Here is a 16,165-nt window from a genome sequence, read left to right on the forward strand (position 1 = left end):
ATGGGCCTGATCGTGCGCACCATCGGCATTGCCCGCGCCCGCATCAAGATCGGCATGGCCAACCTCGCTTACAATTTCCAGCGCCTCACTTGGCTCGAGGGGCGAAGTGTGCCCGCATAACGCGAAAACGGGGTTCAGAGCGGCGCTCCAGTCTTGAAACCCAAGAAAATCAGAGGATCAACCAACCGAAAACGGGGCTCACCAACCCCTCGCTGGCCGTCACGTCCCTATCCTGCCAAAATCAGACGGTTCTTCGAGGTGTCCAGGTGTCATGGACAGCACACAAAAAATGCCGCTCGCACATGCAAGCAGGATGCTTGCCCAGGCGCTTGATCCACCTTCCAGTGACTGTAAAAATCCAGCACAAAGTATATCGGATGGCTATGCGATCGCACTTTCCTTAAAGGTCACGCTCGATGCGTGCGAGAGAGCTTTGCCATTTCTATCCTCCTGCAATCCAGGTTGGCGAATTATTCTCGAAATTTACACTGCAAGATGTGAGCAAAAGCGTCTGAGCATTTCTGACATATGGCATACCACGGGCTTACCTGGGGCAACTTCGTTGCGATGGCTAAAGCTTCTAGAGGAAAAGGGACTCATAGTACGTCAAGCCGACATCAACGACAAACGTCGGTTCTGGCTGCATCTGACCGAAAAAGGTTGGGCCGCAGCATCACAAGTCCTTGAAGAATCGGCTACGAAACTGGTTCCTCTCGTCGCTCAAAGGAATGCTGTCTGAAGACCTTCTTATCATCAAACAGCTCATTACGGCATTGCAGGAAACTCAGCATGAAATCGACGCTACAGGTTTGGCCATGCCAGCAATTTTTATTGAACATGCGATCGAAACCCTAAAAGATTTCCTGTTTCGCCATTCGGATGACATCATGCATTGATAAATACATGGTGGCTTGGTGACTGCTCCGGAATACCCGGTATAAGATGTCTCGCACGGAAGTCGTACCAAATACCCATGGCAGGGGCAGTCTTTTGCGTACTTCTATTATGCCAATTATTCGATAACGGATGCGCTGGAGAAACGCAATAACCTCGAAATTCCAAATTTATTAGACTGTAATTGTTTCGAATCAAGAGACCAGACTTTTCCATATCGGGTTTACTGCGGGTGTCCATCTCACGATGCGGGGGTATATAGGCATTGGCGCGTTCCTGTTGTTACGAGCTGACCTTCCCGTGCTTTCCACCGACATCGAAAACCCCGATCCGTCTGGATTCATGCGCCCTGCCCCGAGCCCCACAGCTTCGGACATGGCCGCAATCAATTCACCACCAAAGTGGCGCCGCATGTCGCGGCTTCAGCGAGAACCGTCTCGTGCTTGATGATCAGCAGGACAGGTTGCACCGGCATGCGTTGCGATATCTTGGCGATGCTGCCCTGGCAGCAGGCTCGACGTGCGTTTGGCCACGATGCTGTCGATGAAATCATCGACTCCATAACTCTTGAAACTGGATCTGGCGAATTGGTATTGCCAGCTGCTTTCAAAGTCACAGACCCATACGCAGGCTTTCATTGCAATCAAACGCATTCCGGGGCTCGCACCACGAGAACTCTGGCATGCCCACCTCGTGACGACGGACACTGTGTCAACGGGCCTCCTGTGCGAAACATCACATGCTGAGCGTTGAAGATGTGCCATAATGCTGAAGTTACCTGAAGGGTGGCATCCGCTGCTCTTCTCTCGGCCCTGATTCCCAAAGCATGGAAGCAGGGTCCTTTTGGCCGGGCAGGCGCGTTCCACGAACATTTGAGTCATTGGTGCTTAAAGTGACGAGCCCAAGTTCGACGGCCTTTCTCTCGAGGCTTGCCGCAACCGATGTCCTTTGTGGTTGGGAGGTAATCTGTTGTTCGGCGCGAGGGACCTTTTCGTCTTTTCCTGCCGAGAGCATGACTTGTTCAGCGCCGAGCGGCATCTAGAGACCTGTGGGGGCAGTTCTGCCTCCATGCTGGCAATGACCTCAATCTCCGTGAGGCAAAGAAGGGCAGCGGCGCTTTCGAAGTCTTCGCAAAATCTGATCAATTTCTGGACGCTACCGTTAGTCCATGCCGAACTGATCGCCTAGCCAGGAACGAACTCGCAGCAACACCCCACCGCTTTTGGATCAACTAAGGTGCCTTGGATAGCACAGATGCTCCCGCCTTTTCATATGGCGACTAGCAATGCCGACGCGAGGGTCGCAAGTTTGCCTGCCCCTGGGGGCACCTTGCAAGAACTTGATGTTCTCCACGTACCGCACGCTGGTCCGGGTAAGCCCTCGGACCTCGCAAAAGTTACGTTGCGCAAGGCTGCCTTCGACCAGCCTTGTCCGGCTCCTTCGGGCATGTGCCACGCGGCCGGTCAGGCGGCTCGGCGGGGGATCAAGCGCATTTGGTGACTGCCGTGGCGCAAAGACCGCGGATCATGTTGTCGAGCCGGACACGTGCTTCCACCAGATGTCTCCGTGCGGTGATCATGCTGCGGACCCTATGCGCTGCCGGAGATTTGACGCGCACCTCCTTGTAGAAGCCGTTGCGTGTCAAATGTGCAAGGTCGGCAGCATCGTGCGGATCGGTCTTGTTCGCCTTCAGGACCTAATGTGCCTGCCGTGCGTCAATGCACACCACTGTAACACCCAGTTCACGCAGGCCCAGGCAGATGGCCGTAGACTTGCGGTCTGTTTTGATTACGGCTGCTTTCTTCCTTCAGGATTCGATAACCAGAAGTGTGCGCCTCCACCGGGGTCCGAGGGAAGCAGCCACAATTACATGATGACTGACCTTTGCAGATACTCTGCGGTTGAAACCGCCATTGCGGTCTCTCGGCAGCAAGTCGTTCTGCGCAAAGGCCAACCCCCAAACCTCACATAAAGGCGCGCCGCTATTCATTGCGCGCTTCGCGATTGCACTGCACTCGCAACGCTCGCCCTGAACTTTTCGGCGCTCAGACCTACCCAATTTGGCCGGAAACGACCCATCGCCTGACCTTGCGCAGCGTCCCTTAACCGTTTCGCCATTCTTTACCTCAAGGCAATCTCGCCGATATGGGTCGCGGCTCCAACAGTTTTGCGACGCGATGAGCTTGACAGTGATTTGACTGTCATCGGCCACATGGCACGTTGGAAACAAGCTTTCCGTCGCGTGGTTTCCGGTCCGGTAGGAGGATTGATTTGCGTCACCGGTTATTCAGGCTAGATTTTGACGCTTGGGCCGAGTCTTTCGGGACCCTACCTTTCCTGAGTTTCCCCGGCATCTTGGAATTGGTCATGAACAGACCCGATTGCATCGGCGTGCAATCAGGCTTGCACACCGATGCCTCAGCTTGATGAAGTTGTCTCCTGAGTGATACGTTCCGATGAAGCTAGTGATGGTGAGGCAGTTATCTCTGTAATTCAATGTCATACACGCCACTCCTAGGACCTCACCTGATGGAGATGGCAAGGTCCTCGTACATGCGCGTGTTAATCCATAAGTTTTTGAAAACGCCCGAGCGCTGCTCGGGATAGCTTCTTCTTGATTCTTAGTTCCTAAGATTCGGTGCCCGAAAAGCTAGAGAATTCGGGCATTCTTCCCGAGTCATTGTGTGGGTTTGGGGGCGTTTAAGTGAGGCGTGGGGGGCGCTCGTATGAGCCGTCGGGGGCATTGGATTGAGGAATTGGGGGATTATGTGAGGTGTGGGGGGATTTGAAGCATGCGCTTCCAGAGCTGCGCGTATGATGTTCAATCGGGACGATTTTTGTGCACAGGACCCGACTTTATGAGGATGTTTACATGAGATCTCGGGGGCGATACTTCAGCAGGCGCGCTTTGAATGAGCGATTGGGGGCACTTCTTGCCACAGCCCTAAGGCGCATGATGGAACGGTCATCGTAGCTTTGACGGGCAAGATCATGACTATATGAGGTTTCGGGGTGTGTGATTGTGTGAGGTCTTGGGGGTAGATCTTCTTTCCGAAAAATATAGTCCTTGCCCTGCGTGCTGGGCTTTTGGACCCTTGACAGGATAGCCCCGTCTTTACGTGGTTCTTGGGTTTCCTTGAGGCTGCGGACCAGTGCGATCAGTCACGCTTGATTCCAACCTCCTGCACAAGCTCGATATCTGTCTATATGAGGTTTTGGGGGGGATGTTCTCTTTGTGAGATGCTGATGATAGGCTTCTCACATGGAACTTGATTCGGCGACCGAAGAGCTTGAGCTGCATGAGGATCTTCACGGTCTTGGGCGGACACTCAGGGTTGCCGATGTCATCCGCAGGCGTGATCTTGAATTTGTCAGCAAACCTGGCGAGCTTGTCGAGTCGGAGTTTGAAACAGGCTCCCTGAGCGCTGCGGCGCGCAAGGCCTTTGCCCTGATGTTGCGCAAGGCTGGACCGGATGCCGGCGGGGACAAGACCTTCACGATAACCAAGAAAGAGCTGCGTGGTTCGCACAAGGGCAATGAGCGGATCCAACCCGTGATGGATGAGTTGCTCAGGGTCATTGTCAGAATCCGTACTACGACCCGCAAGGGCAAGCCGGCGATCATGTCACAGTCGCTTTTGGCAAGCTGTGTCGAGGAGGTTTCCGAAGATGGGCTGAGCGTTGTCGAGTTCGAGTTTTCCGAGAATTTTAAGCGGGTTATACAGCGATCAGACTACTATGCCCGGGTGAATCTCGGTGTGATGCTGGCTTTGCAGTCGCGCTACTCGCTGACGATCTACGATCTTGGCTGTCTGATCATCAATCGCCAGAACCGGACCGTTCGAATGAGCATCGATGAATTTCGCCGGCGGATTGGTGTGCCGGAAGGAAGCCTTAAGAACTTTGCCGAATTGCGCCGTGAGGTTCTGGCAAAGTCGAAAGCCGAGATCGATCAGCTTGCCGATTTCACGGTAGATTGGGAGGAGATTCGCGGATCGGGACGGGGTCGTCCGGTGCAATCGCTGAAAATGACTTTCTTGCCCAAGGATTCCTCCGCTCAGGAGGAAGCGGCCCGCGAACTCGATCGGCCCAAGGTTGGGCGCCGCGCAAGGCGTGAGGGGACGACTGAGACGTTGGAGGCGATGCCCCCTCCCCTCCCCGCCACGAAGGAGCAGGCAGGCAGTAAGTTGCCGCGAGTGTCGCCTGAGCGACGGCTTTTTCCTGAAGGTTCGCTGCACTTTTGTGGTGACTCTCGCCTTCTTGCGATTGTCGGGGACTGTGGTGGTGGCTGGGACAAGGACCTGATTGCCGGAGCGTATCGCGCCCAGATGGGAGCGCGTCTTGAAAAGCTTTCCGGTGAAGCTCTCTACAAGTCATTCGAAGGATTTTGCCGGGGTTTTGTTAAGGTGCGTGGCAAAGTCTGAAGCCCCCCTTCCCTCATAGAAACGTCTTACAAGCCCCCTTCCCTGTCGGCCGCGCAGGACTGATTTGACGGGGTGCCATTCTCTTGCTCAGCCCTCCCCTTCGGAGGCAGCCTCGACAATGTCGAGCAGGGAGATGATGCCGTCGGGTAAGCTGAGGTTTCGGTCGTCGCACCAGCGTACGAGCCGGTCTCGCTCCGGTGGCGAGAGGCGCATGCTGATGTGTAGCGTGCGTGCTGGGCCACGAAGCGGCTTTCGCTTCGGCGTTACGCCCATTTCAGCGGGTATTTGCGGAAAATAGTTCCCGGGTAGGACGGGGCGAGCAGCGTCGTTGCGTACGGAAGCTGCTGGCGCTGATGATGCTGGTGGCGTAGGCGATGTGGCGGCAACAAGCGATTTCAACAGGCTGGCAGGATCGTCGCTGGCAAGGCGCTGGCGTGTTTGCCCGATGATGTCGCCCAGCGGGTTAGCCCCGTCTTGATTGGCTTCAGGCATTGCGGCGTTCCCCTGTTTGGATTTCCGACAGAATCTGGGCCAGGATGGCTTGTGCGATGCGCCGTGCCTTGTCTGTGCGGGCAAGACCTGCTGCTTCGACCTCGGCCAAGGTCAGTCTGAAGTTCGACATGGCGCGGTAGGCATCTAGCGTGTGCATCTGGTCCGGGAAGGTCGGCAAAGCTCTGGCGATCTGGGCATCGATCTCCCATTCTGCCTTCGAGCGAGCAACCTGCCCGGTCTGGGTGATCAGCACTCGGTAGGCTACGCCCCGACACATGCGCTCGAGCATGTCGCTTGTCTCGACGGTGCGCTCGAGATCAAGTCTGCTTGATCGCGTTGGTATCACCACATAATCGGAATCCATCGCGGCATAGGCGGTCTTGAAGTTGGAAGTTCCTTCCGAGTCGACAATGATCAGCTGGGCACGACTGCGGGCGTTGGCGATAGCGTTGCCGATATCAGCATCTCGCAGCTGTGAAGCATCCTCCACGACGATCCGGCTCCCCTCCCCCTTTCCGCTTGCTTCGCGGTCACGATGCCAGTTCATGAGGCTGTTCTGCCGATCGGCGTCCAACATGTGAACAGTCCCGCCAAGAGCGTCAAACTCTGATGCGAGGGCAAGAGCAAGGGTGGTCTTTCCTGCTCCCCCCTTGCTCTGTGCTATCGTTACTACTGGCACACTTGCCCCTCGCTTCTGCGCTGGCGGCGAGACTGCCCAGCGCTTGGACTGGCGCGATGTTTAGCGCGGCACCTTGTGAGTTGCAATGCGGATATGCACGCGAGTTGTAATGGGCATTAGCGTTAGCATGTGCTGATCATCGCGCCGTGAATGGTGTTCGCGCGTGTATATCCGTACTTAACTTCGCATGTGCCTTCATCATCGCGTTTGCATGGGCAGGCATGATAGTACGCGCGTGCGCTGTGTGAAGCGCACTCGTCATTGCATATGCTCGGGCGTGCAGATGCGAGGGTGTATGATGCTGCACGGGCGATGGCGCGATGTTATGCACTGCACATCACGCTGCATGCCGCGCGGCACAAAGCGCGGCACAAACCGCCTGGTGCGACAGGGCGCTGATCCACGACCAAAGTCCGTAAAAATGAATAAGATAGCTGAGTTGATCCCGAGTGCTAGAGACCACGGTCACCGACCATCAGCACACTCCCAATCCACGAATGAAACCGTCAGAGCATAAGGACATTGGAAGAAACCGCAGCGATCACCGACATAAAAGCCACGCGAACTCGACCGATGACAGAAGGCACCAGCCCACGCATGTCGATCAGCACCGGCAATCAAGCCTCCAGCCAAGGGCGAAGGAGACGGGGAGGGGAAGGGAAGGGAAGGGAAGGGAAGGAAGGCGCAAGCCCAATCAGCCAGACGAGGTCTCTCGCGGTGACGAAGCAAACGGCGAAGGCCAAAGTCAGCAAGCTAAACAAGCGGCTCTCGAACACTCCGCGTTGTCAAACCCGGCAACGCGAGAATGACCACAGCCCTGCTCGATCCCCTCACACATCATTGCCACATCCTCGAAACAGGCAATGACAGCTTCCGCTTCAGGGCCAGCCCCGCCGCGCCCAAATCTAGAAAGGGATAAACACAACTCTTGAGCGCGCCTCTCGTGGGCAGCACTTATCCGACACCCACCCGGGTCAAATCTCAGTGGTCAACCTGGGTCAATTCGCAGCGCTGTTCAACAGTTCACGAAAACTAGAACGGACAAAGAATGAGCCGTCACATGCTCCTGCAAAAAGACACGCGCCGAGCATCACCGAGAAGAAGCCGTATGATTGTGCCACGCGACCGACCCTGGCCAGCAGACCGAAAGCGCCCGTCGAGATCCAAAAGAGAGCTGCGCTCTCAGCAAGACCGAATAAGCAATGGGGGAGGGGGGGTGCCTTGCCCCGGTGTGTTAGAAAATCAGAACGTCGTCCTGCGCAAGCCCGGTCAAGCGTGTAGGACGATTGCGATGCAGCGGTGAGCAATTGCCCAGCATTGGATACGAAGATTGCCCTGCCAACTCACTTGGCCAAACAAAGCAAACCCAAGACAAACAACGTACAACCTTGTCCGAGGCTGAAACCAACGAATTGCGATATCAAAGCAGAACGTTATGCAAGCGCACGCCTCCCCAGATTGCCGGGATTGAGGGCTAAACCTTGTCTCTTGCGCAGCGCATGGCATCAACCCTGCAAGCTCCAACCACAGCAAACAGACCAGAATTATGTTGCGTCAACGTCGTTAAAACTGACACCTCTGCGTGCCAGGAGAGCGTCTATGTCCGCCATCGCAGACTCATACTCCTCGAGTGACGCAGTCGAGAATGCCGACACCATTCCAACTTCGGCGACGTCCCATGCTGGCCGGGACTTGAGATTGACCCCGTACAGACGCAAGCCTGCAAGCGAGGTGCACTCAAGTACGCTGATCCTCTCGAGCTCACCAAGCATCGTGCGTATCCCTAGCCGGGACACGCCCAGTAGGGTCTCAAGCTGGCCTGATCTCAGTGGCCCAAATGCCGCCAGCAATTCGAGCAATGCTGGCGCGCGCGACGTACGTCTTTTCCCGGGTTGGCAAGCCGTTAGACGTCGGACAAGAAGGCCAGCCTCGCCAATGCCGCTGTAAAGGTTTTGCGCTACGTCGCACAAGGTTGCAGCGAAAATCTCTCTCGTAGTATCATGCTCGTCGAAGTCAGAAACCGCCGCAATCCGCATCGCGTCGAGCCGGATGATCCGGGGGAGGGGAAGGGCATGCGCCAGCAGGCCAGCCTTGTGCCAGTGCTCGCCCCAGAGTAACTCGAGAGCCCAGCGCGGAGCGGGCAGGGCCATCGGCTCTCCTGTCAGACGCATCGTTCCTATTACAAATGGCTCTGGCGCGCGTTCAGTTGGTGCAAACAAGACATGCCCGGCCGCCGCGCGGTGAAGCTGCGCCAGTCCAGCGAGGGGATTGGGGCAGGAGTCAAGCTTTGCAATGAGGTCATGGGCTGCCGCGATCACTGATAGAGCGTCCTGATGCGCAGTCAGGCAAGTGGGGCTGCTATCAACAAGATCTGCTGGTGCCAGCAGTGCTGGCTGGAACCGGGTCGCGGCTTCGGCAAGAAGATCCCAGCTGCTGTGCGTCAATTCAGTCAGAATGGCCTCGCACAAAGACCTGGGTGGCCGGGCCGCGCGCGTCGGCTCGTCGGACAGGGTCGTAGCGCCTGCAAACCATGCGTGGAAGCGCTCGTCGGTGAAGGCATGTCCCTCCTGCCTTAGCGCACCGATAAGCAGATCGCGCAGGAGGCGAGTAGCAAACAGGCGTTGCGTGGTCCGCTCGGCCATAACAAGTGCGCCATCGAGACGGCCAAGAGCAAGCAAGGCATCGGGCAGGGAAGGGGTATAATCGGCAGGGTCCATTGCGCCCCTCTCTGCACAAGCATTTGATAGCTGCTGATTTAGTAGATTATGTATAGTCAACTAGCATTAGCTATACAATCGCTGGTATGGCCTGATTTTAGTCGAATTCCAAGCGGGCGACGACATGCTGAGGGGGGTGAAAAGTTGGCAAACCCGTGCGCTGCGTCCAAGCGTCCGCCGCACGCCTGAGGCGCGGGATCAAGCCAATGGCGGTCGGCAACGCGTTCGAACTGAGAAAGACAGCGTCGAAGTTGCCGTGGGGTGAGCGGCTGAAACTTCGTGCGTACCCTTTTGCCAACCTCTGCGTCGACTTGCGGCGTGTCTGCAATCGGCACTGCTGAAGCCATGTTGCCAAAAGCCGGCGCCATTGCGCAGAGTTTATGCGAGGGGCCTTTATCGACGCATGCCGTCAACCTGGGCTCTATAGTGACCCCTAGCAGAAGTACGCCGCACTGGCTGGCGACGTCTGACAAGGCCCCTGAGGTTGCACCGCAATTGATCCGGTGCGCTATCGCGCGTGCCGGCCTCGCTGCTTCAGGCGACCTTCAATCGGGCACTCCTGTGTTATCGGCACTTGCAGCAAAGCAAGTGCCGATCGATTGATAACGCGAGCTACCGATTCTGCCGTTGCGTTCAACACGTGGTGAGCCGACCATTTCACTCTGGCCTTGGGCCAAATGCCAGACAGGGCTTGGCCCTATTTCAATGTTAACTGGGCTCTAACCATACGCCATCCATTTTTCTCTTGGCGGCGATTTCCTTTCCCGCCCTCAACATGCAACCTTGGCCTCGCTTGCCATTCACTGGAGCGGGGCCCCTTTTTTTATGTAAACTGGAAATTTGGGTTGAAGCGCATTGCAGGCGCTGCATCGCTGTTTGCGCGCGACGCATCAGTGCGCAAGCTTCTGAATTGCCGCTGGCAGGTCCCGCGGTGAAAGCCTATCAAGTGATATGGGATGCGGCCGGAGTGCACTGTTCCTGTTGGCAAAGGGTAGGCGACGTCCATAATTAGCCCGATTCCGTATGGGGCGCGGCTCCTGGTTGGAAGAGTTGCCGCTACCTGGCTGTTCCAGCGTAGTTTGCCACTGACCTGCCACGGGTAATTTCCTCCAGTTACGATTAGAGTCCGGCCCTCACGAGGACGGACGAGATGAAGCGCAAGAGGTTTACGGAAGAGCAGATCATCGGTGTGTTGAAGGAGGCAGAGGCCGGGGTGAAGACCGGCGATCTGGCCCGGCGGCACGGCATATCCGAGGCGACGATCTACAACTGGAAGGCCAAGTACGGCGGGCTGGAAGTGTCGGAGGCGAAGCGGCTGCGCTCGCTTGAGGACGAGAACACGAAGCTGAAGCGCCTTCTGGCGGATGCCATGCTGGACAACGCGGCGTTGAAGGACCTTCTCACAAAAAAATGGTGACGCCCGTCGCACAGCGGGAAGCGGTTGCTCATCTCCGGGATCATCACGGGATGAGCGAGCGGCGGGCGTGCCGCGTCATCGATGCCGATCGCAAGAGCGTGCGCTACCGTTCCATCCGGGATGATGACGGTGCCCTGCGCGAGAAGCTGCGCGGGCTGGCTAACCAGCGACGCCGGTTCGGCTACCGCCGGCTGCACATCCTGCTGCGCCGGCGGCGGCCGCCTTCGGGGCGTTCAATCAATACCTCCTGCCGGTGCTTCGACATATCGATGGCTACCAGCACGGCGTCGGTGGGGGTAGAACTGCGCTTGGTCATGGTCGGTCCGTCTCCAAAGGGTTGAGTCGACAACTTCACTTTAGAGACCTGCTGGCCGGTCATGGCCGCCTTGATGAAGCCGGCGGGCGCTACGCGCCCTTGTCTTCATCAAGGCATCGCGGCCCTCCAAGGAGCCGCTTCCCAATGTGCTACGGGACCGAGTTCACCGCCAATGCAATCCTGGCCTGGTGCAAGGATCACGAGATCGAGTGGCACTACATCGCCCCCGGAAAGCCGATGCAGAACGGCTACGTGGAATCCTTCAACGGGCGGATGCGGGACGAATTGTTGAACGAGACGCTATTCCACGGCCTCGACCATGCCCGCGCGGTGATCCGGGAGTGGGCGGAAGATTACAACACCTGCCGTCCACACTCCTCGATCGGATACCAGACCCCGGCCAGCTACGCGGAAACGATTTTTGCAATGGGGTCAGGCATGCCTGACCCCATTGCAAACAAGGCGCCGAAAGGCATAACCACAACCGCCGTGGCTCTAATCAAAGTTGGATGAAAGTCCCGTGGCAGGTCACCACGTCTGCCATTTCCCATCTTGTTCGCTCCAATCGCTTGCAGTCCCTCGAGCAATTGCAAGCACAGAGCTCTCAGCAGGGCTGTGGGCTTTGCTAAAATGTGATCTGGAACACAGCAGTCCAGGCGCATCGCCATGGCCGGGAGAAGCTGTTGGCAGCTGAGCAATGGCGGGGTCAGGAAAGCGACAGGCTGGTGTTGTCGGTGATGTGGAAAGAACCATTATCGGCAACGGCATTTTCTCTGGTTTGTGCAATCAGGCAATTCACGAGAACATGCACCACCGCGGGCAAAAGCGTGCCGACGAAGGCGCGCATCTCTACGGTTCTGCGCTAAATTTGGTTTCGCCAAAGAGCAAATCCATCGGTAGGTGCAAGCGGCAGGTGATGCGCTACAGGCAGAATACGCCAGGGCTCATCTTGCTGGTGTGCCTGCTTTCGGTGAGATAAGGGCCGGCGCGCGCGGTCCTGTCGCACAGTGACTTGTCGTCCCAGCGGTACCGATTGTCGAGTTAGCCGATCATGCCAACCGTACGATATGCCTGCACCACCCTCACAGCTTCGGACTGTCCTCCAGGGGAAAGAGGCTAACAATCAGTGACTTTCTTCATTGTGCTGGTTCCTGACATACCAGGACTTTAGGAAAAACTTAGTCAACTCACCGTACTCCTGCGTATATGCTGACCATTCGAAAGCCTGACCGTCGCAAGGCCAAGTCGAAAGCCTTTCGGTTCCGGCAACCACTTTTCTTGCAGGTTCCCAGGCCTTTGGCAGCGTCGGTCTTGGCAGGTTTTGCGCTGCTTACGATTTCTGCTTCTCACGCCTCCCCAGGCTTACGTTTTGCCCCGTTCTTCGTCCTCATTTGCGCTTTCGGTGCCTGGTATGTGGGTAATAGAATGGCGCTTTGCCCGGACCGGTTCATTGACGGGGGCGCTCAACAGAAAGGCATTTTTTGAGATCGTCGAACGAGAAGACATTCAATCGGGAATAATTGTCCTGGTCTACGCAGATGTGAATGGCCTGAAAGATATAAATGACAAGTTAGGCCATGAGGCCGGCGATGCGGCGCTTCTGGAATTTGCAAACCGTGTAAGGAGATCGGTTCGCAAGACCGATGTTTTCGCACGAGTAGGGGGCGATGAGTTTGTCGTTTTTCTCAGGGTCCGCGACTTGATGTCCGCACAACACGTGGCGCAACGACTGAACAATGCTTTGAATGACCATGAATGCTCACCGGTTTCTCCCGGCCTCACGTGCAGCCTGGGCGCATTGGTCCTGCCTGCAGGCTCAAAGTCAATTGATACCGAATTGAGACAGGCCGATAGTCTGATGTATCATGCCAAGAGGGGCAACGTCGGGTTGATGATGGCGGTGTCCATTAAAGGGGACCTGCAAGAAATTGTTCCATACGCGCCTGTGAGCAACCCTGATGGTCAACAGCGCGCCGTGGTGCGCTCTAGCGAGCGACCATCTGGTCCAACCCCCACGGCCGGTTCACCTGTTAATTCATCGGTGCATTGAGCGATCCGGCACGGTGCAATCCGGGCCGCCGAAAATCACAATTGCGCTGGTCGCAAAACCACGACGTTCAGCCGCACCATTGCGGCAACCTCGTCGGGTTGAAGCATCTCTTTCCCGTGCACGGCCATTGTCCGCGCAGGCAACTCTGGGGGCCCATTCGTCATCTGTCTTACCCTTCATCAGCCGAAGGGGCAGTTCTCAGATTCGGCAGGGGCGGGCACTTTCTCACTCCGTCTGACATGTTGGCATGAAATTCTCGCAACAGGCTTCAAAGCGATGTGATTGCCTGCCGCGGCCCATGACATCGCGCGCGCGGTGTTATATGCGCGGCCAGAGAGCGTACGTTGATCGTCCATGTCAACCTTGATCTACCGTGCGATTGACTTGAGCGAGAAGAGGCGCGAGGCGGTCAATGGAACGACGGGCACCGGGCGCGCGGCCCGGTGTTGTGTGCGACAGGTGAAAGTTCTGACTGGGAACATAGTGTGCCGTAGCAGGGCTTAAGGCACGAATTTGCACAGCGGCATTCCTTGCATCTATGTTTTACAGCGGAAGTGGCGATGTGTAGGCGATCGCCAAAACTTTCTTCTAGGAGGCCTGAATTCAAAGGCGAGCGGCGATGGCAAACAGCAATGACGATAGCTACAGGTCTGCGTGGAGCAAGCTGTCAAACCGGCAAAAGAGGGTCATCAGCGGAATGATCCAAGGGCTCACGTCTGCTGAGATGTCCGAGCAGATGGGCATTAGCATCCGGACCGTCGAGAATCACCGGGTGGCGGCATTGCGCGCTCTGGGCTTCAGGAGGGCCAATCAGGCAATTCCCTGGCTCTTACGATTGCAGATAGCAGAGCTCATGCAAGAGAATGCAGAACTGCGGGCGCAACTGGGTCTCGAGGCGGTGCCTTAGGCTTCATTCACAATCACGCAGGGCAGCTCGTTGGGCCGAGTGCGCGAGAGCTTTCCTTTTGTGGCAGTCCGGCTTGAGATATTCGCGAAGGTGCCGGTTCCAGTCATGGAATTCGCCTGCACGGTTGCGAAATCGAAGCCACTGGCTCGGGCAGCAAATTGGACAGCGTCGAGCACTTTTTACCGGACGCTTTTTTCTGGCGGTTCGCTCTGCCTATCAATATGCGTCCGATCGGTTCCTCAGTCGACGGTCCCTATGGATCGGCTGACGCTGGACGCAGGCTTCGTACTGTTGGCGACGTCGTGAGGCTCTGGCCCGGAGCAGAGGCGGCCGATGTGCGAGGTTGATTCTTCGAAGTGGTCAGCTGCGTGCATGTAGCCCCAGCTGCCCTTACCGGTTTAGACGATATCGCAATGATGCGTGATGCGGTCGAGTAGCGCGGTGGTCAACCTGGGATCACCGAAGGCGGGCGGCCACCTGCCCAAGCCGAGGTCATGGTTGCGTCGAACCTTTTGCACAGTCAACGCGTAATGCCAACCATTGGATCGTTCGCGGGCTCGATTTGACGCACACTTGCCTCGGCCCATTGGAGCGCCTCCTCATGAAGCTGCGAAATCTCGCTGCTGCACCCTTGCCGGCGAAGATAGGCCCCGGCCTGACCGCGTAAGGTTACGGGAAGGAAATCGACATTCTTCCGTACGCGCATTTCCCTCATTCCCCGGGATCGTTAATTGTGCCTGATAGCAGATGCTGACCGGACAAGCCATATGGTGTTGATGCGTAGGCATGCGGCAGACTTGCAGATTAGTCGGTCACAACGCCTGTGGCGTTTGCGAACATGAACGGTCATTGGTTTCTGGCACCGGTTGGTACTGCTCTTGTATTGGCTGGCTGCACGCATGCTACCACCCCGGTTCCCGATGAAAGCGCGCGTTACGTTGCCGTTCCGATCGAAGCAAGCGGTGAACTCTATCCTGTCGATACCCGGCTTGGGTTGACGTGGAGACTCGTGCAGTGCGACTTCCCAGACCGGAGCGTCGCTGCATGGGTGCAGGTTGAGCGAATGACGGAAAAGGCCTGGATCGATCTTGCGTCGGGCGCAGCGCCCAAGGGAGCGGTACAACCGGCAAGTTCGGCACCCATCCGCTTTGCCTTGCCGTCCCCAATCCGACCAGTTCGCCGCCGCGCCGCGCTCTCTTGCCGTCTGCACGACCGTTGCGCTACGGTCGTGCGCTCGTTCATTTGAGTCAGGCAACCGGTTGGAACATGATTGGCCCGTGTTTCAGCGCGGAAGTGACATGACATCCTGGGCAGACTGGCGGGCCTGCGCGATCATCGCCATCGAGGCTTGGGCCTTGGCCATCGCCGCGGCTTCAGCCGAATAGGCGGTATCCTCGATACGCGAGCGCACTTCAGACAGGGACGTTACGTTGGTGGTAAGATTGTTGCTCACCGATTCGAGGCGGTTTTGTGCTGCGCCAAATGCGCTGCGAGCAGCATTGATTTCGGCAAGCGACGCATCGGCATTGTCGATGGAGGTTCGGGAAAGCGTCGCGGTTGTGACGTCCAGCGCGGTAGCGTCGAGGTTCACGCCGTCTATTGCCTTGCCGTTGAATGTGGAATCGGTAAGTACGCCCGAAATCTGTTCGCTGAGCGCGCTGACTTCCGCCTGCATCGCTTCCCGGTCCGAGGTCGTGTAGACTGCCGAGGCGCGCTATACTGCAAGTTCGCGGACGCGCTGGACCACGTTAACCTCTTCGGACAGGACACCATCGGCCGTCTGGGTAGGGCTGATACCGTCGTTGGCGTTGCGAATCCCAAAGTTCATGCCGCGCACCGAAGATGTCATCGTTCGTACGATGGCAAGGCCTGCAGCATCTTGTTGGCAGAATTCGCAGAAAAAGAGGCTCGAACATCGGAGATATTCGTATTGATTACAGCCATCTCGATATTCCTTAGAGCCTGATCCGAAACTAAGTTGAGTGGTATCAGTGGGTTAGCTTGACGCGAGCCCAAGTCGTTGATTCAGGTGGTTTTGCGAAGACTACCGGAGATCAAGGATGTGGACCGACACCACTCGGGCGCAGTATGCCCGCGCGGACTTGGCTTTGCCAAGTGATTTGACCGACGCCGAATGGGCGCTGCTTGAGCCGTTTTTGCCACCGCCGTCGCATGTGGGCCGTCCGCGCAAATGGCCGCTCAGGCGAATTGTCGAGGCGATCCTGTATCTGTTGCGCGGCGGTCTGCCATGGCGGATGCTACCACCGTGC

15 protein-coding genes and 3 pseudogenes are annotated in these 16,165 nt (G+C 57.0%); 9 read left to right on the plus strand and 9 right to left on the minus strand.

All coding sequences use genetic code 11. From position 1 onward, the window contains the following. From IQ25_RS20690 to IQ25_RS21120, 3 genes and pseudogenes are all read left to right on the plus strand, one after another. Positions 1-120 (plus strand): annotated as a pseudogene (locus IQ25_RS20690) (IS5/IS1182 family transposase); the annotation flags it as partial. A 151-nt stretch (positions 121-271) separates the two neighbouring features. Then, positions 272-739 (plus strand): winged helix DNA-binding protein, encoded by a 468-nt coding sequence (locus IQ25_RS20695; RefSeq protein ID WP_144908177.1) that lies wholly within the window; start codon positions 272-274, stop codon positions 737-739. After that, positions 729-896: a hypothetical protein gene (locus IQ25_RS21120; RefSeq protein WP_158637823.1), complete on the plus strand. Its 168-nt coding sequence runs from the start codon at positions 729-731 to the stop codon at positions 894-896. The genes IQ25_RS20695 and IQ25_RS21120 overlap by 11 nt, the downstream gene beginning before the upstream one ends. A gap of 420 nt (positions 897-1,316) precedes the next feature. Here the strand turns inward: IQ25_RS21120 and IQ25_RS20700 are convergent, their stop codons facing one another. Then, positions 1,317-1,547, minus strand: coding sequence for a hypothetical protein (locus IQ25_RS20700; protein ID WP_144908178.1), 231 nt, complete (start codon positions 1,545-1,547; stop codon positions 1,317-1,319). 830 nt (positions 1,548-2,377) lie between these two features. Next, the gene (locus IQ25_RS21510; protein WP_220094577.1) at positions 2,378-2,587 is read right to left on the minus strand and encodes an IS110 family transposase; all 210 of its coding nucleotides are present in this window, start codon (positions 2,585-2,587) and stop codon (positions 2,378-2,380) included. 1,569 nt (positions 2,588-4,156) lie between these two features. Between IQ25_RS21510 and IQ25_RS20710 the strand changes: the two genes are divergently transcribed. Continuing rightward, positions 4,157-5,317 (plus strand): replication initiation protein, encoded by a 1,161-nt coding sequence (locus tag IQ25_RS20710; protein ID WP_144908179.1) that lies wholly within the window; start codon positions 4,157-4,159, stop codon positions 5,315-5,317. An 87-nt stretch (positions 5,318-5,404) separates the two neighbouring features. Here the strand turns inward: IQ25_RS20710 and IQ25_RS20715 are convergent, their stop codons facing one another. Then, complete coding sequence (locus IQ25_RS20715) at positions 5,405-5,809, minus strand: hypothetical protein (RefSeq protein ID WP_144908180.1); 405 nt, start codon at positions 5,807-5,809, stop codon at positions 5,405-5,407. Further along, positions 5,802-6,488: a ParA family protein gene (locus tag IQ25_RS20720; protein WP_144908181.1), complete on the minus strand. Its 687-nt coding sequence runs from the start codon at positions 6,486-6,488 to the stop codon at positions 5,802-5,804. Before IQ25_RS20720 ends, IQ25_RS20715 begins: the two co-directional genes overlap by 8 nt. Before the next feature lie 793 nt (positions 6,489-7,281). Here IQ25_RS20720 and IQ25_RS21270 point away from each other — a divergent pair. Continuing rightward, positions 7,282-7,407 (plus strand): annotated as a pseudogene (locus IQ25_RS21270) (ATP-binding protein); the annotation flags it as partial. 625 nt (positions 7,408-8,032) lie between these two features. Here the strand turns inward: IQ25_RS21270 and IQ25_RS20730 are convergent. Further along, positions 8,033-9,205 carry a hypothetical protein gene (locus IQ25_RS20730; protein WP_144908182.1) on the minus strand — a complete coding sequence of 391 codons (1,173 nt, stop codon included), beginning with the start codon at positions 9,203-9,205 and terminating at the stop codon, positions 8,033-8,035. Positions 9,206-10,355: 1,150 nt separating this feature from the next. Here IQ25_RS20730 and IQ25_RS21515 point away from each other — a divergent pair. Next, positions 10,356-11,448, plus strand: a pseudogene (locus IQ25_RS21515) (transposase); the annotation flags it as partial. Positions 11,449-11,644: 196 nt separating this feature from the next. Here the strand turns inward: IQ25_RS21515 and IQ25_RS21125 are convergent. Continuing rightward, a complete protein-coding gene (locus IQ25_RS21125) occupies positions 11,645-11,785 on the minus strand; it encodes a hypothetical protein (RefSeq protein WP_158637824.1) in 141 nt (46 codons plus the stop codon). Between the two features lie 564 nt (positions 11,786-12,349). Here IQ25_RS21125 and IQ25_RS20750 point away from each other — a divergent pair. Then, positions 12,350-12,988, plus strand: coding sequence for a GGDEF domain-containing protein (locus IQ25_RS20750; protein ID WP_258537088.1), 639 nt, complete (start codon positions 12,350-12,352; stop codon positions 12,986-12,988). Positions 12,989-13,607: 619 nt separating this feature from the next. Further along, positions 13,608-13,895 carry a response regulator transcription factor gene (locus IQ25_RS20755; protein WP_144908185.1) on the plus strand — a complete coding sequence of 96 codons (288 nt, stop codon included), beginning with the start codon at positions 13,608-13,610 and terminating at the stop codon, positions 13,893-13,895. Between the two features lie 398 nt (positions 13,896-14,293). On the opposite strand, the gene IQ25_RS21535 is transcribed toward IQ25_RS20755, so the two are convergent. The 3 genes from IQ25_RS21535 to IQ25_RS21525 form a co-directional block, all read right to left on the minus strand. Beyond that, positions 14,294-14,482 (minus strand): ATP-binding protein, encoded by a 189-nt coding sequence (locus IQ25_RS21535; protein WP_455430058.1) that lies wholly within the window; start codon positions 14,480-14,482, stop codon positions 14,294-14,296. Between the two features lie 695 nt (positions 14,483-15,177). After that, a complete protein-coding gene (locus IQ25_RS21520; RefSeq protein WP_407070613.1) occupies positions 15,178-15,570 on the minus strand; it encodes a flagellin in 393 nt (130 codons plus the stop codon). A 39-nt stretch (positions 15,571-15,609) separates the two neighbouring features. After that, on the minus strand, positions 15,610-15,723 hold the full coding sequence (locus IQ25_RS21525) for a hypothetical protein (RefSeq protein ID WP_407070614.1): 114 nt from the start codon (positions 15,721-15,723) through the stop codon (positions 15,610-15,612). 232 nt (positions 15,724-15,955) lie between these two features. Here IQ25_RS21525 and IQ25_RS20770 point away from each other — a divergent pair. Beyond that, on the plus strand, positions 15,956-16,165 hold a 210-nt coding region (locus tag IQ25_RS20770; protein WP_144903246.1), incomplete at its 3' end, for a transposase.

This window comes from Novosphingobium taihuense (genome assembly GCF_007830315.1).
GTDB classification, from domain to species: Bacteria; Pseudomonadota; Alphaproteobacteria; order Sphingomonadales; family Sphingomonadaceae; genus Novosphingobium; species Novosphingobium taihuense.